Source organism: Buttiauxella izardii (assembly GCF_003601925.1).
In the GTDB taxonomy this organism is placed as follows: Bacteria; Pseudomonadota; Gammaproteobacteria; order Enterobacterales; family Enterobacteriaceae; genus Buttiauxella; species Buttiauxella izardii.
In genome coordinates, this window is sequence record NZ_QZWH01000006.1 from 367,817 (window position 1) to 390,615 (window position 22,799).

General features: G+C 51.4%; 26 protein-coding genes. 12 read left to right on the forward strand and 14 right to left on the reverse strand.

Annotated features, from left to right (window positions below; genetic code table 11):
- Nucleotides 1-21: 21 nt before the first annotated feature.
- Nucleotides 22-204 (forward strand): YciY family protein, encoded by a 183-nt coding sequence (locus D6029_RS04890; protein WP_120063676.1) that lies wholly within the window; start codon nt 22-24, stop codon nt 202-204.
- A gap of 56 nt (nt 205-260) precedes the next feature.
- Here the strand turns inward: D6029_RS04890 and D6029_RS22495 are convergent, their stop codons facing one another.
- Together D6029_RS22495 and D6029_RS04895 are read right to left on the reverse strand one after the other, a co-directional pair.
- Nucleotides 261-419: a hypothetical protein gene (locus D6029_RS22495; RefSeq protein ID WP_167455969.1), complete on the reverse strand. Its 159-nt coding sequence runs from the start codon at nt 417-419 to the stop codon at nt 261-263.
- A 39-nt stretch (nt 420-458) separates the two neighbouring features.
- Nucleotides 459-755 carry a YciI family protein gene (locus D6029_RS04895; protein WP_034455828.1) on the reverse strand — a complete coding sequence of 99 codons (297 nt, stop codon included), beginning with the start codon at nt 753-755 and terminating at the stop codon, nt 459-461.
- A gap of 225 nt (nt 756-980) precedes the next feature.
- On the opposite strand from D6029_RS04895, the gene D6029_RS04900 reads away from it, so the two are divergent.
- Nucleotides 981-1,709: an energy transducer TonB gene (locus D6029_RS04900; RefSeq protein ID WP_208642662.1), complete on the forward strand. Its 729-nt coding sequence runs from the start codon at nt 981-983 to the stop codon at nt 1,707-1,709.
- A 65-nt stretch (nt 1,710-1,774) separates the two neighbouring features.
- Here the strand turns inward: D6029_RS04900 and pqqU are convergent, their stop codons facing one another.
- Nucleotides 1,775-3,895: a TonB-dependent receptor PqqU gene (gene pqqU / locus D6029_RS04905; protein WP_120063678.1), complete on the reverse strand. Its 2,121-nt coding sequence runs from the start codon at nt 3,893-3,895 to the stop codon at nt 1,775-1,777.
- A gap of 252 nt (nt 3,896-4,147) precedes the next feature.
- Between pqqU and D6029_RS04910 the strand changes: the two genes are divergently transcribed.
- Genes D6029_RS04910 through D6029_RS04920 form a run of 3 tightly spaced genes read left to right on the forward strand, consistent with a single transcriptional unit; the run spans nt 4,148 to nt 5,965 of the window.
- Nucleotides 4,148-4,708, forward strand: coding sequence for a fasciclin domain-containing protein (locus D6029_RS04910; RefSeq protein ID WP_115628997.1), 561 nt, complete (start codon nt 4,148-4,150; stop codon nt 4,706-4,708).
- 52 nt (nt 4,709-4,760) lie between these two features.
- Complete coding sequence (locus D6029_RS04915; RefSeq protein WP_120063679.1) at nt 4,761-5,315, forward strand: RNA polymerase sigma factor; 555 nt, start codon at nt 4,761-4,763, stop codon at nt 5,313-5,315.
- Nucleotides 5,312-5,965 carry an anti-sigma factor gene (locus D6029_RS04920; protein ID WP_120063680.1) on the forward strand — a complete coding sequence of 218 codons (654 nt, stop codon included), beginning with the start codon at nt 5,312-5,314 and terminating at the stop codon, nt 5,963-5,965. The genes D6029_RS04915 and D6029_RS04920 overlap by 4 nt, the downstream gene beginning before the upstream one ends.
- A gap of 46 nt (nt 5,966-6,011) precedes the next feature.
- Here the strand turns inward: D6029_RS04920 and ansP are convergent, their stop codons facing one another.
- The 3 genes from ansP to D6029_RS04935 form a co-directional block, all read right to left on the reverse strand.
- Nucleotides 6,012-7,493, reverse strand: coding sequence for an L-asparagine permease (gene ansP / locus D6029_RS04925; protein ID WP_120063681.1), 1,482 nt, complete (start codon nt 7,491-7,493; stop codon nt 6,012-6,014).
- Between the two features lie 194 nt (nt 7,494-7,687).
- The gene (locus D6029_RS04930; protein WP_120063682.1) at nt 7,688-7,936 is read right to left on the reverse strand and encodes a hypothetical protein; all 249 of its coding nucleotides are present in this window, start codon (nt 7,934-7,936) and stop codon (nt 7,688-7,690) included.
- A gap of 52 nt (nt 7,937-7,988) precedes the next feature.
- Complete coding sequence (locus D6029_RS04935; protein ID WP_120063683.1) at nt 7,989-8,246, reverse strand: hypothetical protein; 258 nt, start codon at nt 8,244-8,246, stop codon at nt 7,989-7,991.
- 537 nt (nt 8,247-8,783) lie between these two features.
- Between D6029_RS04935 and D6029_RS04940 the strand changes: the two genes are divergently transcribed.
- Nucleotides 8,784-9,185 (forward strand): hypothetical protein, encoded by a 402-nt coding sequence (locus D6029_RS04940; RefSeq protein WP_120063684.1) that lies wholly within the window; start codon nt 8,784-8,786, stop codon nt 9,183-9,185.
- A 79-nt stretch (nt 9,186-9,264) separates the two neighbouring features.
- On the opposite strand, the gene D6029_RS04945 is transcribed toward D6029_RS04940, so the two are convergent.
- The gene (locus tag D6029_RS04945; protein WP_120063685.1) at nt 9,265-12,357 is read right to left on the reverse strand and encodes a beta-galactosidase; all 3,093 of its coding nucleotides are present in this window, start codon (nt 12,355-12,357) and stop codon (nt 9,265-9,267) included.
- Nucleotides 12,358-12,469: 112 nt separating this feature from the next.
- A complete protein-coding gene (locus D6029_RS04950) occupies nt 12,470-13,552 on the reverse strand; it encodes a LacI family DNA-binding transcriptional regulator (protein WP_120063686.1) in 1,083 nt (360 codons plus the stop codon).
- A gap of 110 nt (nt 13,553-13,662) precedes the next feature.
- Here D6029_RS04950 and D6029_RS04955 point away from each other — a divergent pair, with 110 nt between their 5' ends.
- Nucleotides 13,663-14,463 carry an arylamine N-acetyltransferase family protein gene (locus D6029_RS04955; protein ID WP_120063763.1) on the forward strand — a complete coding sequence of 267 codons (801 nt, stop codon included), beginning with the start codon at nt 13,663-13,665 and terminating at the stop codon, nt 14,461-14,463.
- Between the two features lie 41 nt (nt 14,464-14,504).
- Nucleotides 14,505-14,735: a tautomerase PptA gene (pptA, locus tag D6029_RS04960; protein ID WP_120063687.1), complete on the forward strand. Its 231-nt coding sequence runs from the start codon at nt 14,505-14,507 to the stop codon at nt 14,733-14,735.
- 39 nt (nt 14,736-14,774) lie between these two features.
- Here the strand turns inward: pptA and D6029_RS04965 are convergent, their stop codons facing one another.
- The gene (locus D6029_RS04965; RefSeq protein WP_120063688.1) at nt 14,775-15,809 is read right to left on the reverse strand and encodes an AI-2E family transporter; all 1,035 of its coding nucleotides are present in this window, start codon (nt 15,807-15,809) and stop codon (nt 14,775-14,777) included.
- A 230-nt stretch (nt 15,810-16,039) separates the two neighbouring features.
- Here D6029_RS04965 and D6029_RS22835 point away from each other — a divergent pair, with 230 nt between their 5' ends.
- From D6029_RS22835 to mdtI, 3 genes are all read left to right on the forward strand, one after another.
- Complete coding sequence (locus tag D6029_RS22835) at nt 16,040-16,144, forward strand: protein YdgV (RefSeq protein ID WP_418230244.1); 105 nt, start codon at nt 16,040-16,042, stop codon at nt 16,142-16,144.
- A gap of 126 nt (nt 16,145-16,270) precedes the next feature.
- Nucleotides 16,271-16,648 carry a multidrug/spermidine efflux SMR transporter subunit MdtJ gene (gene mdtJ, locus D6029_RS04970; protein ID WP_120063689.1) on the forward strand — a complete coding sequence of 126 codons (378 nt, stop codon included), beginning with the start codon at nt 16,271-16,273 and terminating at the stop codon, nt 16,646-16,648.
- Nucleotides 16,635-16,964 (forward strand): multidrug/spermidine efflux SMR transporter subunit MdtI, encoded by a 330-nt coding sequence (gene mdtI, locus D6029_RS04975; RefSeq protein ID WP_120063690.1) that lies wholly within the window; start codon nt 16,635-16,637, stop codon nt 16,962-16,964. The genes mdtJ and mdtI overlap by 14 nt, the downstream gene beginning before the upstream one ends.
- Before the next feature lie 37 nt (nt 16,965-17,001).
- Here mdtI and D6029_RS04980 read toward each other — a convergent pair whose 3' ends face one another.
- From D6029_RS04980 to D6029_RS04995, 5 genes are all read right to left on the reverse strand, one after another.
- Entirely contained in the window at nt 17,002-17,808 is an 807-nt protein-coding gene (locus tag D6029_RS04980; protein WP_120063691.1) for a trypsin-like serine peptidase, read from the reverse strand.
- Nucleotides 17,809-17,906: 98 nt separating this feature from the next.
- Nucleotides 17,907-17,990 (reverse strand): small membrane protein YdgU, encoded by an 84-nt coding sequence (gene ydgU / locus D6029_RS22910; protein WP_472297464.1) that lies wholly within the window; start codon nt 17,988-17,990, stop codon nt 17,907-17,909.
- A gap of 199 nt (nt 17,991-18,189) precedes the next feature.
- A complete protein-coding gene (gene asr, locus D6029_RS04985) occupies nt 18,190-18,657 on the reverse strand; it encodes an acid resistance repetitive basic protein Asr (RefSeq protein ID WP_120063692.1) in 468 nt (155 codons plus the stop codon).
- Between the two features lie 276 nt (nt 18,658-18,933).
- On the reverse strand, nt 18,934-20,418 hold the full coding sequence (locus D6029_RS04990) for a carboxypeptidase M32 (RefSeq protein WP_120063693.1): 1,485 nt from the start codon (nt 20,416-20,418) through the stop codon (nt 18,934-18,936).
- A gap of 74 nt (nt 20,419-20,492) precedes the next feature.
- Nucleotides 20,493-21,743 (reverse strand): MFS transporter, encoded by a 1,251-nt coding sequence (locus tag D6029_RS04995; RefSeq protein WP_120063694.1) that lies wholly within the window; start codon nt 21,741-21,743, stop codon nt 20,493-20,495.
- Between the two features lie 99 nt (nt 21,744-21,842).
- Here D6029_RS04995 and D6029_RS05000 point away from each other — a divergent pair, with 99 nt between their 5' ends.
- Nucleotides 21,843-22,751, forward strand: coding sequence for a LysR family transcriptional regulator (locus D6029_RS05000; RefSeq protein WP_120063695.1), 909 nt, complete (start codon nt 21,843-21,845; stop codon nt 22,749-22,751).
- Nucleotides 22,752-22,799 lie beyond the last annotated feature (48 nt).

Genomic DNA, 22,799 nt, shown 5'->3' on the forward strand with positions numbered 1-22,799 from the left:
TATGCAACCTGAGTCGTAAAAATGAGGCGTAGTAGAACTGAGGTCGGACGGTGGCGCATGCTTCGTCAGACACAACGGCGTAGAGCGCGTTGGCTGGAAGGTCAGTCACGCCGCAACATGCGCATTCACGCCATCAGAAAGTGCCAGACAAACCGCCAACGTAACTCCTTGCTGTTTGCCATTCACGATCAATGGGCGTCGTAAAGAAAAGGGCACCGCTTGCGGTGCCCAGTCTCTTTAACTCGTGTTCGACGAATTTGCTACGAAAAATGCATTGCCAGTAAAATAATCAACACCGTTATCGCACCCGCTGCGACTATCACTAACGGGTGTTTAGCCAGCCAGGCATTCCAGCGAGCTTCCTGATTCCCCACCGACTGCTTATGGCGTTCATACGACTCGTCAAAAAGATCCATCATAATTTCCTGATAACTTTATTCACCGTACTAATAGTTTACTCAGAATACCTTTTTAAACGGTTTGATGGCGACTTGTTTATACACACCCGCAGCAATATAAGGGTCGGCTTCGGCCCAGGCTTGCGCGTCTTCCAGTGATGCAAACTCGGCAATAACGGTTGAACCGGTAAAACCCGCAGCACCTGGATCGTTACTGTCGACCGCAGGCATTGGGCCTGCCGTTAACAGGCGGCCTTCATCGCGTAAAAGTTGTAGTCGGGCCAGATGGGCAGGGCGCACTGCCGTACGCTTTTCGAGAGAATCGGCATTATCTTCCGCATAGATGACATACAGCACAAGCAGCACTCCTTATAGAGGTAGGGTATCCAAAACACGGTAAGGGAAGCGCGGCAATACTGCAACTTGAAATCTCTTTAGTATTAACAAGATGTTAAATCGCGTAAACAAATGGGGTGAAATCCCGCTCCTGGCAGGAAAAAAAACGACTTTATACGATGCGTTGTTGAATATGATTGCTATTTGCATTTAAAATTAACGCCTGTTTAAGACACCTAAGCCATTATGACGTCAATGACCCTTGATTTACCTCGCCGCTTTCCGTGGCCGACCGCACTCTCTGTCGTGCTACATGGTGCTGTAGTTGCGGGGTTGCTCTATACCTCGGTACATCATCAGGTTATTGAGTTGCCCGCACCGGCACAGCCGATCAGTGTCACGATGGTGACGCCAGCTGAGCTTGAGCCTCCACAGCCTGAAGTTGTGCAACCGCCGCCAGAGCCGGTTGCAGAGCCGGAGCCTGAACCGATTCCCGAGCCGCCGAAAGAAGCGCCGGTCGTCATTCATAAGCCAGAGCCGAAACCAAAACCGAAGCCAAAACCGAAGCCGGTGAAAAAGGTTGAAGAGCCGAAACGCGATATTAAGCCTGTTGAACCGCGTCCGGCAGCGCCGACCAATACTGCGCCTGCACGCCCGGCTCCAGTGGCTAAAGCAGCACCTGTCGCATCTACCGCTCCGGTGGCAACTGGCCCTCGTGCGCTGAGCCGAAATTCGCCGACCTATCCAGCGCGCGCTCGTTCTCTGCGCCTCGATGGCAACGTCCGTGTGCAATTTGATGTGGAACCGGATGGCAGCGTGAGCAATATCAACGTGCTGGAAGGGAAGAACTCAAACCTGTTCGCCCGTGAAGTGAAAATGGCCGTGAAAAAATGGCGCTACGAAAGTGGCAAACCAGCGCGTGGCCTGACGGTGAACGTGGTCTTCAAACTTAACGGCAGCGCAACCATGGAGTAATTCTTCTCCTCCTGGCCCAATAAAAACGGAACCTTTCGGTTCCGTTTTTTATGCCTGTAAAGCCGTTACATAAAGGTATAACTCAGATTCACACCCACGCCGTAATTACGCCCAGGTGCCGGTTCGTAATAGCGACTGTTGCCTTCATTCACGATGACGGAACCGACGTATTCGCGGTCGAACAAGTTATCGACGCGACCCCAGACATCTAACATCCAGCTTTCCTGAATACGCAGTTTATAGCCGCTGTTAAGCGATGCGACGGTATATGAAGGCGCTTTCGCGGTATTTTCATCATTCGCCTGAATATCACTCATGTAGCGCACATCCGCCCCAGCGTAGAAACCTTCCGGTGGCGCATACGCAAGCGAAGCGTATCCCATGTTGCGTGCAATACCAGGAATGCGATTCCCCTCGCAACTTTCAGTGCCACAAGCATTGCTGCGATAGGTGGCATCCAGATACGTCCATGCCATTTTCACGCGCCAGTCTTCAGCAAACTGGCTATCCGCCGAAAGCTCCACGCCCTGGCGGCGCGTTTTCCCGGCATTTTTGTAAGTGGTGCGCCCGCCGCTGCTCTGGTCGGCAACGATTTCATCATCGGTATCGGTCTGGAATAATGCGGCACTAAACAGGCCGTTGCCGACGCGGGTTTTGCTGCCGATTTCAATCGTATCGCTGGTGGACGGTTTTAATCCGAAATTCAAACCCGACTGCCCGTTATCACGATAGGAAAGCTCGTTGATGGTCGGCGTCTCAAACCCGCGTCCTGCGGAGGTGTAGATATTCCAGGCGTCAGTCACCGCGTATTTCAGCGCCGCAGCCGGTAGCCATTTGTGGTAGCTTGCGTCTCCGCTGTCATCGCCATTTTTCCCGACAATGTATTGATCGTTCGAATCAAAATAGACCGAGCTAAACCGCACGCCCGCATCAAGACTCAGCTTATCGGTGAATTGCCATGCCGTTTGCAGATAAGGATCGACGTTCCACATCAGATTGCGCTCGTCGCGACGCAAGTCGCCTTTTTCGCCCAACACCGTGGTGCCATTTTCGACCACAAAGTTCTCATAACCTTTGCGTTTTTCCGACATCGTTTCGTAATCCAGCCCGGTAGTGAACGTCACCGGAACGGAAAGCAAATCCCCGCGATGCGTCCAGCGCGAATCGATTCCCTGGTAATGACGAGCCAGCTCAATCACGCCACCTGGGTGAGTCGGGTTTAACTGTGGAGCCACGGGAATTGACTGATATTGCGTGGTTTCACGCACACCGGCGTACATCATCACGCTCAGATCGTCGTTAGCGGTTAACTGGCGATCATAACGCAGCCCGGCCTGAGTCTGTTTGGTCGTTTTGCGCGTGTTGTACAGTTCTGCGCGCGGAGCCTGAGTCGGATTGTCATGCCATTCCTGCTCAGTTAAACCGCCGGGATCGTTGGCATCAATATCCACGCTATTAAGCAGCAGCGTTAATTTACTCGCTTCGTTCAAGCGCACGCCCAGTTTGGCATTGCCGAGATTTTTTTGCGCGCTGCTGTGGTCGCGATAACCGTGAGTCGTGAAGCGTGACGCTGAGATGGCGTAATCCACATCGCCCGCTTGTGTGCCATCACCGGTTGCGCCGGTCGCTTTAACGCTGTTTCGCCAGCTTCCAAAACTGCCGTAATAAGTGCTGGCCTCGAGCGTTGGCGGCTGCGTGCCGGTAGTGGTCGTTACGTTGATCACGCCGCCCGATGCGTTGCCGTAGAGCGCAGAGAATGGCCCGCGCAGCACTTCAATACTTTCAACGCTGTTAATGTCGATATTTGACGTTTGCCCTTGCCCGTCGGGCATAGTGGCGGGAATACCATCGACATACATTCTGATCCCGCGCACGCCGTAAGTGGAACGCGAACCAAATCCACGAACCGAAAGCTGCAAATCTTGCGCGTAATTCTGGCGATTCTGAACTTGCAAACCTGGCACGCTACCGAGGCTTTCAGAAAGATTCACGCGCGGTGCCGCCTGGCGCATATCGTCGCCATTTACCACAGTCACCGCCGCAGGCGTATCCAGTTCTGAAATCGGGCCTGGCGTGGCGCTGACAACCATCGTGTCTTCCGCCGCGAGCGCAGGAAGGGCGAAAGCCGAGAGGGCGGGAACCAGTATCAGTGGCAGGGTAATCTTTCCATGGTGCACAATTTTCATCAGACATTTTCACTGGTGGGAGCATTTTACGTTCCGGACGAACCATCTGGAACATTCAAGGGGGTATGTTAATACTTGTGATGAATGTTTGAAAAGTGTTAACGGCACATATCGTTAATGCAAATTTTTAGTCGAACAAAGAAAAACAAAGATTCAGAAAAATATTTCAAACTTTCTGCATCCAGTTTGATTCCTCTTTCGTATATCAGAGTGTGAGCCAATAACGCGCTCCTGACGAATGAGGAAATAACCATGAACAAATTGATTACTGCCGCTGTGACGACATCGCTTCTGTTCAGTGCCACCTCCATGGCTGCCATGATGTCAGACTCCGTTATGGTCGGCGGTGCCGCCATGTATCCCTCTAAAAACATTGTAGAAAATGCGCTGAATTCCAAAGATCACACGACCCTGGTTGCGGCAGTAAAAGCGGCGGGGCTGGTGGATACCCTACAAGGCCCTGGGCCATTTACCGTCTTTGCGCCAACCAATGCCGCCTTTGCGAAATTGCCTGCGGGCACCGTTGAAAATCTGGTGAAACCAGAAAACAAAGCCACGCTGACCAGCATCCTGACCTACCACGTAGTGGCGGGTAAATACGACATGAAACAGCTCGAGAAAAAAATTAAAGACGGCGGCGGCCATGCCGAGTTGAAAACCGTCAACGGGCAGCCGCTGTGGATAATGAGTAACGGCCCGCACAACATTCAGCTTAAAGATGGCAAAGGAAATATTGCCAATATTAGTACGTATGATGTGAACCAGAAAAACGGCGTGATAGACGTCATCGACACGGTTCTGATGCCCAAATAATTACTGTCTATACTCGGTGTGAGTGCCTTACTCACACCCAATCAGGAAAGATATGGATAATCAGCAGGTGCAACAACAGGTAGCGCTGGTGCGAGCGGTTGCCGATGGCGACCGCCGCGCTTTTGAACAACTGTATCGCCAGACATCTCCGCTGCTTTTCCCCGTCGCGCTACGGATGTTGCGCCGTTCGTCCTGGGCTGAAGAAGTGCTCCACGATAGCTTCCTGGCGGTGTGGAATCGCGCATCGACTTACGATCCGGCCCACAGTTCGCCGATGACATGGCTGACCCATATTGTCCGCAACCGCTGCATTGACTGGCTGCGAAGCGGCACTGCGCGAACCAGCGAACTTGAAGAAGAATTAACCGAATATACGCCGATGGGCAGTTTTCAAACTGAAGAGAACCATCACGGCGCTGACGAAGTCGATAAGCTCACGCGCTGCCTGGCGCATCTTCCTGATGATCAACGCCAAAGTGTGGTACTGGCTTATTACCAGGGGATGTCGCATAGCGAAATCGCGACATGGATGCATCAACCGCTCGGCACCATTAAAAGCTGGGTTCGCCGTGCGCTCGGCCATCTGAAGGACTGCGTGGGATTATGAAAAGCAGACAAGACATCGACAGCTCCCTTGCTGCCCAGTATGCCCTCGGAACCCTGCGCGGCGGTGCGCGTCTGCGTTTTGAAAGCCGTCTGGCTAACGAACCGGAATTAGCGGCCATTTTGGGACGTTGGCAAACCATGCTCGCCGCTCTGGATAACAACGTGGTGGCGCAGGTTCCTCCAGAACGCGTGTGGAAGAAAATACAGCTGAGTTTGCCACCGGTAAAACGTACCTCAAGCTGGAACTGGAATTACTTAGGCTGGGCGCTGGCGGCCGGGTTGGCGGCAATTGTCGTCGTGCCCTGGTTCACCACTCAGAATCCAGAACTTGCACCGCTGGTGGTGTTAAACAGTAGCGATGCGACAAAAGGGCAATGGATCGTCAGCACCGACTCTTCACGCCAGACGCTAAACCTGGTTCCAGTGCAAACTCGTGAAGTTGCCGCGAATAACAGTATGCAACTGTGGGCTATCCCACAAGGTGAAAAACCGATTTCACTCGGGTTAGTGGAGACGCAACGGGCGACGCAATTAACAGCGGGAAATGTGAAGCTCGCAGCAGGCACGACGATTGCCATCAGTCTCGAGCCGCAAGGTGGATCGCCAACCGGGCAGCCAACCGGGCCGGTGATATTTAGCGGGACGTTATAAAGCAAAAGGGCAGAAATCAAATTTCTGCCCTTGTTTTTAAAGCGAACTACACGTTCGGCACATCATCCGGATGCGCGTCAGGATTATGCGCCAGTTCTTGCACGCGTTTGCGTGCGCCAAACCAGCCCAACACCAACAGCACCGCAATCAATGGAATGGATGCAATAGTGTAAGTTCCGTTCGGGTAATCGAACGCCATTAATACCAGCACGCTGAGCAGGAATAACAGCGTCAACCATGAGGTAAATGGCGCACCCGGCAGTTTGAAACTCACATCCGCCGCTTTGCCTTCTTTAATCGCTTTACGCAGGCGCATCTGGCACACCACGATAAACGCCCAGGAAGAAATAATCCCCAACGAAGCGATGTTAAGAACGATTTCAAATACCTGCGACGGAACCAGATAATTCAGAAACACGCCAATCACATAAACCCCAAGCGTCACCAGAATCCCGGCATACGGCACTTGCTGCTTGCTCATTTTCGACATGAATTTAGGCGCTGAACCGCCCATCGACATCGAACGCAGAATGCGCCCGGTGGAATACAGGCCGGAGTTCAGGCTTGAAAGCGCGGCACTCAGCACCACCATATTCATGATGTCGCCGATATAGGGCACGCCGAGTTTAGAGAAAAACGTCACAAACGGGCTTTGCCCGGCTTGATAGGCATTCCACGGCAGTAATAGCACCAGCAAAACCACGGAACCGACGTAAAACAGGCCGATACGCCAGATAACGCTGTTAATCGCTTTCGGCACCATGGTTTGTGGATCTTTGCATTCGCCAGCCGCCGTGCCCACCAGTTCAATAGAAGCAAAAGCAAACACCACGCCTTGCACCAGAACTAACGCGGGTAATAAACCGTGCGGGAAGAAACCGCCGTTATCGGTGATTAAATGGAAGCCGGTCGCGTTACCATCCAGCATTTTGCCGCTGCCGAGGAAAATCGTCCCGACCACCAGAAAAGCAACGATGGCGAGGACTTTGATCAGCGCAAACCAGAACTCCATTTCCGCGAACCATTTCACACCAATCATGTTCATGGTGCCGACAATCCCGAGCGCACAAAGGGCAAATACCCACTGTGGAACATCACCAAACGCGCCCCAGTAATGCATATAAAGTGCCACGGCGGTGATATCGACAATGCCCGTCATCGCCCAGTTCACAAAGTACATCCAGCCCGCCACGTAGGAGGCTTTCTCGCCGAGAAATTCGCGGGCATAAGAAACGAAGCTGCCGCTGGAAGGGCGATGGAGCACCAGTTCGCCCAGCGCACGTAATATAAAGAAGGAGAAAATACCGCAGACCAAATAGACGAGAGCTAACGCCGGGCCAGCCATTTGCAAACGTGCGCCCGCGCCTAAAAACAGGCCAGTGCCAATGGCGCCGCCGATGGCAATCATTTGTACCTGGCGGTTGCCCATCGCTTTGTGATAACCGGAATCATGGGAATTAAGCCAGCGGCGTTTCGCGGCGTGTTTCTCTGCTTCGGTGGTTGGTTTACTGCTCGATGTTGTGTTCATGTTTCCCTGTATCCTTGTTAAAAAGATCCCCGTTGCAAAGCCTGGCTTTTTATAAATTCAGCATCATGGCGAAACGGGCGCTAGATCCTATCCAGAAATGGTTAAGGACGCTAATGTCTTTTGTTAAGAACGAGAGGAAAAGCGATGGTTTGTGTGGAGACAAACCATCGCTGAGCAGTAATAACTAACTTGTCTTAATTACATTGACGGTCATAAGCGTCGATTTGTGAATTCACGGCATCAACGGGAAGCGGGCGGCTACAGTCGATGGACTCGTCCAGGCGCTGCCTTTGTTGATACTCAGGCACCCCTTGCGCATCTTCGCTTTGGTTGGTCACCCGGTGGTGATGATGCGAATGCTCTGCGGGTTCCTTAATCACGCACCCGGTCAGGAATAAGGTTGGAATTAAAATCATGGTGGAAAACTTCAGTAACTTACTCATTTGTAAAACCCTGTATTGAAAATTATTGTATTAATAACAAAAAATAACGCTGCTATTTTGCGCGGGTGATCCAGGCCAACAGGCCAAGAATGGCTCCCACTAACAGCAAGCTTGCGGATTCTCCAATTACTGCAACGGCTTCGCCAAATCGAAAGGCAGATTCTTGTCCCGAAATGACATCAACATGGCTGACGGAAAGTAGCGTGTTAAATAAACAGAAAGCAGCATAAATACAGAATAAATAGAACAGCCATAGCATAATCTTCCCAATGGAAGATCGGTTTTTCTTTTTTGATTCAGGTGCGTTCATCGTGTTTCTCGTGATGTTGTAATAATAACATTTGTTGTGAGCGAGATAATAAATAGCATGGCGATGTCAGGAGTAAATATCCGCTTTATTGTTGATTGACGTAAATCAACTAAGCGTTGAAATTGCTTTAACCAGGAAATGTCTCATAGAGCGAAGTGGGTTTTATGATCACTGGTGTAACCAGTTGCCAGGCTTATCTTCTGGTTTATAGCGACAATGGCGTTTGTATGTGGTTTTATTATCTGGTTATAGCTGTATTATTCAGTGCTAAATATTGTTACTGTTGATTTTATCAGGAGTTGCCGCTCAATTGTTGAAGGCGGTTTAGAATCCTGGGTTAACGACTCGTAAGAAATTGTAAATTTGTGAAATATGTTAATAATGGTGATGTTGCTTAAGTAACATCGGTAAATCAATCATAGTGAATTAATTAAAACCAAATAAATAATGGCTTTATTGTTTGGGGGCGATTGACTTTAAATTCTGAACGTATATTTATAGTCGGAATTGACTTGATAGTTCTTTTGGAATTGTATTATGAATCTGATGAAAAAAACGGTTTTGGGGGCAATGATGGCTGGCGCTTTATTCTCTTCGGCGTCGGCATTTGCGGCAAGAATTGCTACGGATGGCCCACTTAACTTTCAGGGATATCATGAAGTCCATATTGATGAAGATTTTAAAGCGGCATACATTGACGGTAAATCTGCGCGTATCACTTTTATTAATAAAAACTTTATTGAACTGCATGGCAACAGCATTGTGGTTTCACTATCCAAAAAACCGGCAGGCGGTTGGGATGCGACCTGGACAGGTACGCATCGCGAGCACGGCGTTTTGACGCCAGGCATGAAGCCAACGTCCAAAAGCGACGCCGGGCAGCTTCCGGCATGTGCTGCGGACCATAGTCAGGCTGATGGTCCGTGTCGTGAACGGTAATTGAGTCGTGCGTTAAGCATGGAACCCGGAGCAGAAAAGGGCGAGAGTGTCGCGCGATCCTGCTCCGAAACGTTCTGACTTAACGGCGCGTCCAGCTTACTTCGTAATGATAGTGTTGTTTATCCAGCAAATATTCCGGCGACACGCTCGGGCTCCAGGAATCATCACCGCCGACGCCCATATGGAAACCATCCAGGTTCAACCAGCTTCCGTCTTCTTCCACTAATAAATGACGATGCGAGGTTTCTCGCAATTGCTGCTGGCTAAAGCGGCTGACATTGAAATGGAAATTGCCGCGCCAGAGATGGTCGCCATATTCCAGCATATGGGTATCACAACGCAGGCCGTTTTCGGTTGGGAAAACATACGGCGTATACATCGCCTCAAGCGGGCGTTGCCATTTCCCAAACAGCGCGGATTGTTTGCGGTCGGGATAGTTTTCATGCGGCCCCAGACCCAGCCAGCTCACATGTGAATCAACCTGTGCCAACTGGCAGGTTAATCCGATACGCGCAGGCGGCGGCGTGCCAAAAGCGACATCCACATCGACGCTGATATGCAGGCCCTGGTCATCCATTCGCCAGAGTTTGCGGCTGATAAACAGCGTTTGGCCGCCGTGTTTCCAGCTGTGAACCGTACGTAGCTGGACTTCGTTAGCCAGGGCTTCGGCTTCGCAATATTCCAGCTGCGATTCGAGCTGGTACATGCCTGCCGCTTTCCAGCGCTCGACCCAGGCATTCGGGTCGATGCGTGTTGCTTCACTCACGCCGATGTCATTATCTAAAGGTGCGCGAGTGAACTGATCTTGCAGCGGCTGTAACAACGCGGGTTGTTGCGCTTTCCACCACTGAACCAGTAACCCGGTTTCACGATTGAATTTCCAGTGGTGATGACCGAGGCGGATCTCGAAATGGCACGGGCTGATTTCAAGCTGCGGCGCTTCGCCCGACGCTTGCGGCACGGTAGCATTCAGAACGCCGGCAAGTTGCCATTGATCCCAGGCGCAAATATGCCCGGCATCCGACCATGCGGTGGCATTGATTTGCTGCACTTTTACCGTCAGCCACACTTCACCGTTTTGCGTAATTTCCGGCAGTGAATCGAAGGTGATGGTCTGTTTTCCCTGCGGAGAAATATCTAACAGCGCTTCTCCAGTCGCGAGAGTTTGTCCGGCCTGCGCGATTTGCCAAATCAGGCGTTCGTTATCGCTGTGGCGGAACAAATACTCGCTGGAAATCTCCAGGCGCAATGGCTTTTCACGATGCAGTTCAAACTGGAAAAACTGCTGTGCTTGTTGCGCTTCGTATAACGCCGGATGCGGCGTGCGGTCAGCGAACACCAGGCCATTCATGCAGAACTGGCGATCGTTAGGTTTATCGCCAAAATCCCCGCCGTAGGCCGAAAACGCCTCGCCGTTTTCATCGTATTTAATCAGCGATTGATCGACCCAATCCCAGACGAAACCGCCTTGCAGGCGCGGATATTGGCGGAATGCCTGCCAGTATTTATGGAAGCCACCGAAGCTGTTACCCATGGCGTGAGCGTATTCACACAGAATCAAGGGGCGCGTTTCATCCGGCATGCCGATCCACTTTTTTATTGACCATTTTGGCACTGCCGGGAAGGGCTGATCCTGGTCGACGCGGGCGTACATCGGGCAAATGATGTCAGTCGCCGCGCTGTTTGCGCCACCGCCTTCGTATTGCACCGGGCGGGTTGGATCGACGGATTTTATCCAACGATAAAGCGCGTCGTGATTCGCGCCGTGGCCGGATTCATTCCCGAGCGACCAGATAATAATGGATGGATGGTTGATATCGCGCTGCACCATGCGCGTCACGCGCTCGGTCATGGCGGGCAGCCAGACCGGATCGTCGCTCAGGCGGTTCATCGGCACCATGCCGTGTGTTTCAATGTTGGCTTCATCGACCACATACAAACCGTATTGGTCGCACAGCCGATACCACAGCGGATGGTTCGGGTAATGTGAGCAGCGCACCGCATTAAAGTTATGCTGTTTCATCAGCAAAATGTCCTGGCGCATGGTTTCTGCGTCCATCACCTGGCCATTAATCGGGTGGTGTTCATGGCGATTAGTGCCGCGAATCAGCAACGGTTTGCCGTTCAGCTTCAACAATCCTTGATGGATTTCGACCCTACGGAAACCGACGTCATAAGCTTCGGCTTCAATGGTGTTGCCTGAACCATCCAGCAAAACGACAACGACACGATAAAGATTTGGAAGTTCGGCACTCCACAATAGCGGGTTGGCGACCGGTAATTTGAGCGTGGTGCGGTCGTGATAAGCACCACGTTCATCGATAATCTCGCTGCCGAGTTTCTGCTGCTTTTCGCCAACACACTCATCGCCGCGCCACAATTGCACTGCAATCTGCATCGACTCTGCATTTTCGCCTTGTACCGTGACCTGCGTTTCAAGCCGTGCGTGGCTGAAATCTTCATTAAGATGCGTGGAGACTCGCACATTGCTCAGATGAGTCGTCGGTTTGTGCAACAGCGTCACATCGCGGAAAATCCCGCTCATGCGCCACATATCCTGGTCTTCCAGATAGCTTCCGTCGCACCAGCGCAGCACCATCACCGCAAGGCGGTTTTCACCTGCTTGCAGCACGCTGCTTAAATCAAACTCAGACGGCAGGCGGCTGTCCTGGCCGTAGCCAATCCAGTGGCCGTTGCACCACAGATGAAATGCCGAGTTCACGCCATCAAAAATAATCCGCGTCTGGCCGCTGTCCAGCCAGGATTTTTCGACGTTGAATGTGAGCGAGTAACAACCGGTTGGGTTGTCTTGAGGAACCTGCGGTGGCGTAACGGGAATCGGATAGGTGACATTGGTATAAATGGGCGCATCAAAGCCATGCATTTGCCAGTTTGATGGCACTGGCAAAGATTGAGCATCCGGTAAATCAGCCGCCAGCCAGTTTTCAGGAACTCGCTCAGGTTGAGTGAAATAGCTAAATTGCCATTCACCATTCAGGCTGACGATACAATCAGAGGCTTTATCGTCACGCGCATCAATAGCATTACGCCAACTGGCAAAAGGCGGGTGAGCGGGCAAACGGTTTAGTTGCGTAACCGCCGGGTTTTCCCAGTCGCGTCGCCCAAGAATTGCAGCCAGTGATGCGGCGACAGTAGCTGATTTTATCGTCATATTGTTTGTTCCTTTGAATTTTTGCGATACGCTCACAATTTTATTTACTATGATTTTTCCCTGTACAGAAGTAAAGCAGCAAAACATCTTCAGGTGAGGCGATTCACAGAAATCAGTTGAGGCGTGCAACCTGGCGGGCGAGGGCGGTCAGCGCATCAGCCAAAGCCTGCGGCGATTCGTGTTCGCCGTTGGGTGCCGCTGTTGTTTTGCGCTCAACAAGCGAAACCGGAAGGATCGTCGCATTTGCGGGAAGGTCGCCGTTGTGAATCAGCGCGGTCAGTTGATCAACGCAGGCGCTGCCCAGCGCTTTAAAATCCTGCTTAATCGTCGTAAGCGGCGGAATAAAACAGGCGCTGTCTTCGGTGTCGTCATAGCCAATCACCGAAACTTGCCCCGGAACGGATAAACCCGATTCGTTCAGCGCGCGCAATGCACCTAACGCCATTTGATCGTTGGCGACCAGCAGGGCGGTAAACGGCCTGTTGAGGCTGATGAGCGCCAGGGTTTGCAGATAACCCGATAACGAACTCCAGTCGCCCTGCAATTGTGCCACGGCATTGAGCCGGTGTTTTGCCAGTGCCCGTTGCCAGCCTTCGAGACGCAAACGCGCGGAAACCGAACTTTGCGGCCCGTTGATTAGGGCAATCTGCTGGTGGCCTTTTGCAATCAGATGGTCAACCGCTAACTGCGTACCGGCGGTGGCATCAAACGTAATGCTGTGGGTTTCGAGTTCCGGTGAGACATCGACAAACAGCACCGCAACATTGCCACACATATCGCGAATCGCTCGCGCTTGTTCATCTTCCAGCGGAATGTTCACAATTAGGCCATCCACGCGCTGAGAGAGCAGGCTGTTCACCGCACTTTTACAGGCGTCTAAATCGGGCTGTTCAATCATCGACATCACCACGTTGAAGTGGAGTTTGCTGGCCTGGGATTTTACTGCCGCTGCGATTTGCGACGGGGCATGAAGTGACAAATTGCTGGTTATCAGCCCGAGAGTGTGGCTCAGTTTCCCCGCCAGCTGTTGCGCCACGCGATTAGGCACGTAATTCAGCGCCTGCATGGCGGCTTCAACTTTACGCCGGGTTTTATCAGAAACGTGTGCCGCCTGATTGATGACACGCGATACGGTCTGGTAAGAGACATTGGCATGTTTCGCCACATCGTACAGTGTCATCGATTTGTTTTTCATGGCGGTTTCCTTCTGGCGCAGATGTTCCGATGTCGGGAAGGCATTATCGATCATTTGCCGCCCAAAAAACGCATTATAGTGAAGACATCCGCTTTCAAGGTATTGAGATGATGACTTTTGACCGACAGGCCTATTTTACACGCATTGGTTTCGATGGCGTCGCAACGCCAGATTTAGAAACTCTGCAACGTATTCATTTACTGCATACTTCCACGATTCCGTTTGAAAATTTAGATGTCCTGCTCGGGCGTACAATTAACCTCGGCCTCGATGACATATTCAATAAACTGGTGGTGGCGGGCCGTGGCGGTTATTGCTTCGAGCAAAATGGTTTATTGCGTGCAGCCCTTGAAGACATTGGCTTTGAAGTCGAGGATTTAGGGGCGCGAGTGCTGATGTCTCTGCCCCCAGAAATGCCGTCGCGCACCCATCGCCTGCTGCTGGTGACGATAAACCAGCAGCGTTTTATTGCCGATGTTGGGTTTGGCGGCAAGTCTTTAACGGCGCCAGTGCGCCTGGAAGCGGACGTCGCCCAAACCACTCCGCACGGCGTATATCACTTAACTCGTGTCGAAAACGATTATTTACTCAGTATTCAGCATAAAGACGAATGGCAGCCGCTGTACCGTTTCGATTTGAGTTTCCAGTATCCCGCGGATCACGAGGCTGGCAATCACTATGTATCGACCTGGCCTGCGTCCCATTTTCGTCATCATTTAATGCTCTGTTTGAAAAATGTCGATGGAACGATGCTGACGCAAATCGACTGGCAATTTAACGAAGGCGAACCGCGAATCATTGAACAGGCTGATGAATTATATCAATTGCTGATGGACAAATTCGGGCTGCGCGTTGACGATAAACGCCACGGTTTCAGCCGCGAAGAGTTTGCTGCCGCGTGTCGGTTTTAACGTTTCCCGTAAATGAAAATAGATTAACCAGGAGAATTATTGTGCCGCATATCGCTGTAAAACACTTTCCACGTGAACTGACTGACGAGCAAAAACAAGCACTGGCTAACGATATTTGTGACGTGCTTAAGAAGCATTTCAGTTCAACGGATGAATCGCTTTCCGTGGCGTTAACGCCAATCGAGAAAGATCGCTGGAAGGAAGAGGTCTACGATAAAGAGATTGCTCCACAGCTAGACACTCTCGCCAAAAAACCGGGTTACAGCCTGTAAATTGCAGCCGGAGCCACTCCCATGAATGGCTCCGCATTATCAGTTTTTAGTCACATCACTGAGCAGCACGGCAATTTTTTTGCCGCCTTCATTTTGCTCCAGCGCGATCTTCACCGCGATAGTCAGCGGAACCGACAGCAACATCCCCACCGGGCCTAACAGCCAACCCCAGAAAATTAACGACAAAAATACCACCAGTGTCGATAAACCCAGGCCACGGCCCATCATGCGCGGCTCGATAATATTGCCAAAGACCAGGTTAATCGCCAGATAACCGGCAATCACCAACAGCGCTTCATACAAACCGCTGAACACCAGAACCTGCGCCACGGGCGGGATTGCCGCCAGAACGGAACCGATATTGGGAATATAATTTAGCGAAAATGCGAGCAGCGCCCAGACAAAGGCAAAACGCACATCGAGCGTTGCGAGCATGAGCCAGACCACTAAACCCGTCACCAGGCTGATGGCGGTTTTCAGTACCAGATAGTGACTCACGCTATCCAGCGCCCGTTGAATCGCCCCCATGCCTTCAACCGGGCGCGACATTAATTGCTGAAGTTTTATCGGCAACTGCGGCACTTCCGTCAGCATAAATACCACTGTCAGCAGCAGCAAAAAGATCGACGTCATAGCGGTAGAAAGCTGAGTGATCAGGCTGGTGACTAACGTCATCGCGGCATTCGGGTCGATATATTTCACCAGTTCATCCACTGATACGGAGATCCCGGCGCGTTGTAACCAGGGTTCCAGCGTTTGCAGCGGCGATATTAACGATGAGCGATATTGCGGCAGGGTGCGCGTGAGTTCATTGAGCGTGGTGCCAAGGTAGGCGAGTAACAGCACCACAAAGCAAACAATCAGCGAAATGACGAAGACAATCGCCAGCACGCGAGGCACACGAACGCGTTCCAGACGGCGAATCATTGGATTGAGGATAATGGCAATAAACAGCGCCAGAATAAAAGGCACAATAATCTCTGCCGCTATTTTAATGCCCACCAGAATGATAACAATCATCCCGCACATTATGACGGCTTTTAGGCCGCCCATTGAAATAATGGGTTTTGCCATTATTGAATATCCCGTCCGAATAGATTGTTCCTTAGTGGGCATATAATACGGGTGAGGAAAGAAGGGGTATACACTTATTTTCCAGCGTTCGAGCGTAAAGAATTGAAAAGGCTTGGCGAAATAATCTGTGATGTGGTAAAAATTCCGGGTGTTTGACTACTGAGGACAATTTACTATCCGCAACTGATGAGAAGCAACACCGCGGATACGTTGTGAAAATTATGGACATTATGCTTACGAACAAGCTGTTCAGAACGTTAGTTACCCTTCAAGCCCCATCTTTCTCTTCTGCTTTCACCCTCTGCGGGGAACAGCACTGGCGCAACGCGCTGTAGATCCCTTTACCTGGCAGTATCTCGAATAATCTCGGGATAAAAATCACATCTATTTTTATTTGGTTTGCGGCTTTATTAAGCTCATTCGCAAGCTATGGTTAGGCTATTTTCTCTGTCAGGAGAGAAATCATGATCTATTGGATTTTATTAGCACTCGCGATTGCTGCTGAAATTACCGGCACTTTATCTATGAAATGGTCGAGCGTCAGTGATGATAATCTCGGTTATATTTTCATGCTGTTAATGATTGCGCTGTCTTATATTTTACTTTCGTTTTCGGTTAAAAAAATCGCACTTGGCGTCGCTTATGCGATGTGGGAAGGCATCGGCATTTTATTCATCACCCTGTTTAGCGTCTTATTGTTTGATGAGTCCATTTCACTACTAAAAATAATCGGATTGACCACATTGGTGGTTGGCATTGCCCTGATTAAATCAGGAACCAGCACCAAAAAATCACGCCCGTTGAAGTCTGCGAAGGAGAGGGAACATGCCGTCGTTTGAATGGGTTCACGCGTTGTGGTTACTGCTGGCCATTGTTTTGGAAATTGTTGCTAACATCCTGCTTAAACACTCTGACGGTTTCCGCCGTTTTGGGTACGGCGTGTTGTCGCTGTGTGCGGTGTTGGCGGCCTTTAGCGCACTGGCGCAGGCGGTAAAAGGCATCGAACTGTCGGTGGCTTATGCGCTGTGGGGCGGTTTCGGCATTATGGCCACGGTGGCGGCGGGCTGGATTTTGTTCGGCCAACGGCTAAATCGCAAAGGCTGGATTGGGCTGGTTCTGTTGCTGGCGGGAATGGTGCTGATCAAACTGGCTTAAACGTAAAACCGCCCGGCGTTATGACCGGGCGGTGAAATTACTGATTAGCTAAACTCTGTAGCTGGTCACGAAAACCCGTCACGGAAATCGCCCGGTTATCGGCGCGGTAACGGTCTTTAGCCGCCGGAGCCGAACTCTGTACCGCAATTAACTGCCAGCCGTTGTCGGTTTTTAGCATCAATGGCGAACCACTGTCTCCAGGCAACGTATCACACTGGTGTGAAAGCACCGTTTTTTGCGCCCAGCCGGTAATCAGACAATCGTTATGCGTGTAGAGATCGTCAAGATGATCCTCGGGATAACCTGACTGCGTGACTTTACGATTTTGGCTTTTAAGCGCTGCGGTGAGCGCGTCGCGATCGCCGTCAAAAACAGGCAACGGCGTAATGCCAGACGGCGGGTTGTGCAGAATAATCAGGCCAAAATCGTGAGGTGCAGCGCCTGACGGAACAATCCAGCCATCGCCATCCGGTTTCAGGCGGCGTCCCAGAGTCGATTCCACTCGGCCTTCAATGTCATGAATTTCGTAGCGCCATTTCCCTTTATTGGAAACAAAACGCAAAGCAATGGCTTTATCGGGCTTGCCGCGAGGCGGTTGCAGCAAACAGTGTCCGGCAGTCAGCGCCAGATGAGGGGAAATTAAAGTCGCGGTGCATAAATTACCGCTGGCGGTTTCAAGCTGACCAATGGCATCCCACGGTTGAGACGCGGGGTCGGTGACGCGGGTACGGTCATCCTTACCAAAAAATAGCGTTTTGACGTCCGCGGCGCTTTCGTCATCGGCATGAGTTATGGCGGGTAAAAAACACAGCATTCCAAGCAGCATCACAACTTTTTTGCGCATATCACTCTCTGATGGGGCGATTAATTTTAATATTTATATAAACGAGATGAATGGTCTAACTATAGACGGGACGCACAAAAAGTGGGAGTAAAAAGTCATTAAAGCCAGAAGCTTAGCGTAACAATGCCGCAAAGAATAAGCAGCGTGAGGATGATTTCAAAACTATAGCGTCGCAACATCATCCAGACTCCGGAAGTAAACACCCGGCGAACCGGGTGTTTTTAACCGTCATAATTCAAGTTGTCGGTGCGTTGGCATCGCTTATTCACCCCAGTCACATAGTTATCTATGCTCCTGGGGATTCACTCGCTTGCCGCCTACCGACAACTCGAATTACTTAGGTAATCGTGTGGCTATGCCTACGGGATGCTCCCGATAACCTTATGCAGCTGGCTGAACTGCTGGTTTAGCAGCGGTAGTTTTAGCTACTGGTTTTTTGTGGTGTTTTTTAGCTGCCTGAGCTTTCTGAGCTGGTTTTGCCGCTTCAGTTTTCGCTACCGCTTTTTTGTGGTGCTTTTTAGCAGCCTGAGCTTTCTGAGCAGGTTTTGCCGCTTCAGTTTTCGCAACTGCTTTTTTGTGATGCTTTTTAGCAGCCTGAGCTTTCTGCTCGGTCTGTGCAGGTTTTGCTGCTTCAGTTTTCTTCACTTCTTTTTTGTGTTTCTTAGCAGCTTGAGCTTTTTGCTCGGTAGCGGCTTTCTTGTGTTTTTTGTGATGAGTGGTTTTTGCAGCTGGTGCGTGAGCAGCAGAAGAAGTGGCTACAGGTGCCGGAGTGGCAGTAGTTTCAGCAGCGAAAGCAGCAGAAGACAGACCCATTGCAGCGGCAACAACCAGAGCTAATACTTTGTTCATCTCGACATCCTCGAATTTGTTTATGCCCTTCGTACTTCAAGGTGCTGGTGCGTTGGCTTCATTTCCTCACCCGAATCACTTACTAGAGTAAGCTCATCGGGACTCGGTCACTTGCCGCCTTCCCGCAACTCGAATTACTTTGGGTCAATGTTTGAACCCCACTGCGGGGCCGTTGAGATGAACTATAAACTTGTGGATCAATGCCTTCAGTGAGTGATTGGTTTCGGCGTGTAACGGATTGTACAGAGCCGGGGAGAATTCCCCGGCTCCTGAGGATTAAAGGTAACGAGCTTCTAAATGCTTACGGAAATACAACGGGTTAAGGTCTTCACCGGTCGCATTGGTAATCAGTTCGGAAGTGGTGAAGCGGCTGCCGTGTTGCCAGATATTCTGGCGTAACCAGTCGAACAGCGCGGTGAAGTTCCCTTCGGCGATATCGCTTTCAAGCTGCGGCAATGCGATTTTGGCGGCATTGAACAGTTGTGCGGCATACATCGCACCCAGCGTGTACGACGGGAAGTAACCGAATGCGCCGTCCGTCCAGTGAATGTCCTGCATACAGCCGTTGCGGAAGTTATCTTTGGTCGATAGCCCAAGCCAGTGCTGCATTTTTTCATCCCACAGCGCCGGGATATCTTCCACTTCGATATCGCCGTCAATTAGCGCACGTTCGATTTCGTAGCGTAAAACGACATGAGCTGGATAGCTGACTTCATCGGCATCGACGCGAATAAATCCACGTTCTACTCGCTGATTCACAGCGATAAAGTTCGCAGTTTCAAATGCCGGTTGTGCACCGAAGCGCGCTGTAACCATCGGCAGCAGCAGTTTCAGGAACTCTTTGCTGCGCCCCAATTGCATCTCAAAGAACAGGCTTTGTGATTCATGAATTGCAGTGGAACGCGCCAGCGCAACCGGCTGGCCGAGCCATTCCCGTGGCAGATTTTGTTCGTAGCGCGCGTGGCCGGTTTCGTGGATAACGCCGAACAGGGCGCTAATCAGATCCGATTCATCGTAGCGCGTGGTTATGCGCACATCTTGCGGCACGCCGCCGCAGAATGGGTGTGCGCTCACGTCGAGCCGCCCGCCGTTAAAATCAAAGCCCAGCAGCTTCATGGTTTCCAGACCCAGTTCACGTTGGTCGTGAGTGGCGAATGGGCCTGTCGGCGTAACAACCGTTTCTTTGGCTTGTTTATCCACCACTTTTTGCAGCAGTTCCGGCAGCCAGGTGCGCAAATCACCGAAAAGGACATCGAGCTTTTCGCTGGTCATGCCGGGTTCATAAATATCCAGCAGCGCGTCGTAGTTCGATTTGCCTTTGGCGTCGGCACGTAGTTTTGCCTCTTCACGGCTAACACGCACAACTTCTTTAAGATTGGCTGAGAAACCCTGCCAGTCGTTAGCCGGGCGCTGGGTACGCCAGCCATGTTCGCAGCGTGTTCCAACCAGCGATTTTTCTTCTACCAGCGAGGCGGGCAGCAAAATAGCTTCCTGATAATGACGTGTCATTTCACGCAAATTTGCCCGTTCAACATCATTCAGGTTTTCCTGAACCGCCGCCTGTAGCAATGTGGCGATTTTCTTATCGGTCAGGATTTGGTGGCGCAAAACGCTCAGTTCAGCGAGGGCTTCACCGCGCGCTGCACTGCCGTTGGGAGGCATATTGGTGAACATATCCCAGCCAGCGATGGCGGAAAGATGTTCAAATCGTGAAAGACGCTGGAAGGTGCGGGTGAGATGGTTATAGTTTTGCTTTTCCATATGGCCTCGTGAAGAGATGATTTTCGCCTGTGAAAATAGCAAAAAGCGTCCACTAAAACGAGGCCGTCACCCGGTTAATGTGCGCGGTGATGCAAACGCGTGCCGACCAATAATGACAACACCAAAAGCGAGCCGATGAAACTCGCCACACCTATCCAGCCAAACTGGTGCCAGAATACGCCGCCGAGTGTCCCCGCCAGGCTGGAGCCCAGGTAATAACTGAATAAATAGAGCGATGAAGCCTGGCCTTTTGCGCGTTTTGCTCGCGGGCCAATCCAGCCGCTGGCAACCGAATGTGCGGCGAAGAATCCAGCCGAAAATAGCAGCATTCCGGCGAAGATCACTGGCAGCGGTGAAAACACCGTTAACAGCAGGCCGCTCAGCATAATGGCAGTGGAGAAAATCATCACCGGGCCACGGCCAAATTTCGCCGTCATCGCGCCTGCTTTTGGGGAACTCCAGGTGCCGGTTAAATAGGCCACCGACAGCAATCCCACCACCGCCTGGCTTAGATACCACGGCCCTTGCATCAGTCGATAACCGATATAATTAAACAGCGTCACAAACGCACCCATCAGCAGGAAACCTTGCGCAAACAGCAGCGGCAAACCCTGGTCACGCCAGTGCAGGCGGAAGTTTATAAACAGCGTTTTAGGCCGCAGCGAAGAAGGGCGAAAATGCTTCGAGGCGGGCAGGATTTTCCAGAACATTAACGCCGAGGCAAGGGCAAAGCAGCCAATCGCCGCCACCGCAATGCGCCAGTTAAAGAAGTCAGTCAGGACACCGCTTAACAGGCGTCCGCTCATGCCGCCGATAGAGTTGCCGCTGATGTACAAACCCATCGAAAACGCCACGACGCTGGGGTGAATTTCTTCGCTCAGGTACGTCATGCCGACCGCTGCCACGCCGCTCAGTGAAAGCCCGATCAATGCACGCATTATTAAAATGCCGTGCCAGCTGGTCATCATGGTGGAAAGCAAGGTGCAAACGGAGGCCAATAACAGCGCGGTGACCATCACCGGTTTGCGGCCAATCGCATCGGAAAGCGGCCCGGTGAACAGCAACCCAATGGCTAACGTTGCAGTTGAAACTGAGAGCGAAATACTGCTACTGGCGGGGGAGACACCAAATTCATGCGACAACACCGGCAAAATCGGTTGCACACAATAAAGCAGGGCGAAGGTGGCGAGTCCGGCAGAAAATAGCGCCAACGTGACGCGCATAAACTGAGATGAACCACGCGTGATAAAACCGGTCGGCTGGGGCGAAATACTGTCGTCAACATCCTGTGCCGGGGCGGTGTTGACGAGGGTTGTACGACTCAAAATGGTTCCTTACTACGCTTTTGTGATCTTGTTCTCAGAGTAGAAAACCCTGAATGTTCTGTCTAATATATTAATAATCTCAATTGATATGTTTAAAGTATGAATATTGAATTGCGTCACCTGCGCTACTTTATTGCGGTTGCTGAAGAGTTGCATTTTGGCCGTGCTGCGGCACGTTTACGTATTTCGCAGCCACCGTTAAGCCAACAAATTCAGATCCTTGAACAACAAATTGGCGCGCGTTTACTGGCCCGCACCAACCGTAGCGTCAGTCTGACGGCAGCGGGCAGTCAGTTTTTGCTCGATTCGCGGCAGATTTTAAATCAGGTTGATGCCGCCGCAGCGCGTGCTGCGAGATTGCATCAGGGGGAAACAGGGGAACTGCGCATTGGTTTCACTTCATCCGCGCCGTTTATTAAAACCGTCTCTGACAGCCTGTCGACATTTCGCCGCAGTTACCCGGACGTGCATATCCAGATGCGTGAAATTAATACACGCGAGCAAATCGCCCCGTTAAATGATGGCGAACTGGAACTGGGCCTGATGCGCAACACGCGGCTGCCGGACACGCTTGCCTGGAGCCTGGTACTGCGCGAGCCATTGCTGGCGATGGTGCATCGCGACCATCCGTTGGCAAAATCGTCGAAAATCTCTTTGCAACAACTGGCGCACGAACCGTTTGTGTTTTTTGACCCGCATGTCGGAACGGGCTTGTACGACGATATTCTCGGCCTGCTACAGCGCCACGGCATCTCTCCTTATATTACCCAGGAGGTTGGAGAGGCGATGACGATTATTGGCCTGGTGTCAGCCGGGCTGGGCGTGTCGATATTGCCCGCATCGTTTAAGCGCGTGCGTTTATCGGATGTGGTTTGGCTTCCTTTGGAAGAAGCCGAAGCGCAATCGGAAATGTGGCTGGTGTGGCCGAAGCATCGCGAACTTTCTGCCGCCGCACAGCGCATCTCCGCGTTGCTGACGGAGTCAATAACGGCCTTAAAAGCGCCTTAAAACGGCGGAATATGTGCGGTAAATCACAACCCTACGTAAATATTTGAC